Source organism: Methanocorpusculum sp. GPch4 (assembly GCF_012062385.1).
Taxonomy (GTDB): Archaea; Halobacteriota; Methanomicrobia; order Methanomicrobiales; family Methanocorpusculaceae; genus Methanocorpusculum; species Methanocorpusculum parvum.
In genome coordinates this window covers 1-1,968 of the sequence record NZ_SIJA01000020.1, presented here as the reverse complement: position 1 = coordinate 1,968, position 1,968 = coordinate 1, and the positions used below count along the sequence as shown (strand labels likewise).

Sequence of the window (1,968 nt, the reverse complement as noted above, 5' to 3'; positions counted from 1 at the left end):
CTTTTACTGGCTTTCTACCTAAAAGCACTGGACAAGAAAAAAGGTTTTGGGTTAGAGCTTCCAAACATTGTAAAAAAGGATCATGATGCGACAAGCAATCCGGGCTGAAGTGATCGGTAAGAAATATAGCGGCATCAAACAAATGGAGGATTAAGTTGTTTTATAACGACTATGCATTTCCAACTTACATCCGAATACAGGCCTACCGGCGATCAGCCGGAAGCCATAAAGGCTTTGATAGAGGGACTCAGACAGAAAATCCCTTATCAGACACTGTTGGGAGTTACCGGTTCGGGGAAAACATTTACCATTGCCAACGTGATAGCACAATTGAACAAACCCACGTTGGTGCTGAGTCACAACAAGACACTGGCAGCACAACTGTACAGTGAGTTCAAAGGCTTTTTCCCGAATAATGCGGTGGAGTATTTCGTCTCTTATTACGACTATTACCAGCCCGAGGCTTATATTCCAACTACAGACACTTACATTGAGAAAGACCTGTCCATTAACGATGAAATTGAAAAATTGCGTTTGGCAGCCACTTCATCGTTGCTCTCGGGACGAAACGACGTGATTGTTGTTTCGTCGGTCTCCTGCCTCTACGGAATCGGAAATCCGGAGGATTTCAACAAAACGACTGTGGATATCAGCGAGGGACAATTGCTGGAACGGGATCATTTCTTGCGGTTGCTTGTAAACAGTTTGTATTCGCGCGATGAAACTGCCGAGTTTAGCCGGGGAAATTTTCGCGTGAAAGGGGATACGGTAGATGTTTTTTTGGCATACCACGATTATATCGTACGCGTAATCTTCTGGGGCGATGAAATAGAAAGTATCGAAACGGTCGACCCGCTCACGGGAGTGACCACCGAGCGCCTGAACTCCTACCGGATTTTTCCGGCCAACCTTTTTGTAACTACCAAAGAACGGATTTTTCGCGCCATAGATGAAATCCAAATCGATCTGGGAAAACAGGTGGAGTTTTTCCAGTCTATCGGAAAACCCCTTGAAGCCAAGCGCCTGTACGAACGTGTTACGTACGATGTGGAAATGATCAAGGAGATTGGGTATTGCTCGGGCATTGAGAATTATTCACGCTATTTTGACGGGCGTTTGCCCGGAACACGGCCTTTCTGCCTGCTTGACTTTTTTCCCGAAGACTACCTCACCGTTATCGACGAAAGCCACGTGACCATCCCTCAAATCCGGGCGATGTACGGCGGTGACCATTCGCGGAAGCTTAACCTGGTTGAATACGGTTTTCGCCTGCCTGCAGCCATAGATAACCGCCCGCTTACGTTTGAGGAATTTGAAGCACATACGCCTGAAATCATTTTTGTCAGCGCTACTCCTGCCGATTATGAATTGGAAAAATCGGAAGGGATTGTCGTAGACCAGCTGATCCGCCCGACGGGATTACTCGACCCGCCCATTGATGTGCGCCCGAGTTTGAACCAGGTAGATGATTTGATGGAGGAGATTCAGCTGCGGGTAGAAAAAAACGAACGTGTCCTCGTAACCACACTCACCAAACGCATGGCGGAAGAGCTGACCGATTACCTTTTGCAGCACGATATACGTTGCAACTACATCCATTCCGACGTAGAAACACTCGAACGCGTGAAAATTATGGATGATCTCCGAAGCGGGATTTTTGATGTGCTCATCGGGGTCAACCTGCTTCGCGAAGGATTGGATCTTCCCGAAGTTTCACTTGTCGCTGTCTTGGATGCCGACAAGGAGGGTTTTCTGCGGTCGCATCGTTCCCTGACACAAACTGCGGGGCGTGCCGCCCGAAACGTTAATGGGAAAGTCATATTCTATGCCGACAAAATAACCGACAGCATGCAAACGACTATCGATGAAACTAACCGCCGGCGGGAGAAGCAGATAAAATACAACGAACAACACGGCATTACGCCGCAACAGATAATAAAAGCCCGGTCATCCGTGCTAAACAAGGAG

Annotated in this window: 1 protein-coding gene; it reads left to right on the top strand. The window is 47.7% G+C overall.

All coding sequences use genetic code 11. From position 1 onward, the window contains the following. Positions 1 to 171 precede the first annotated feature (171 nt). Positions 172 to 1,968, top strand: a 1,797-nt coding sequence (gene uvrB, locus EYA77_RS01825) for an excinuclease ABC subunit UvrB (RefSeq protein ID WP_167815686.1), incomplete at its 3' end; no start/stop codon positions are given.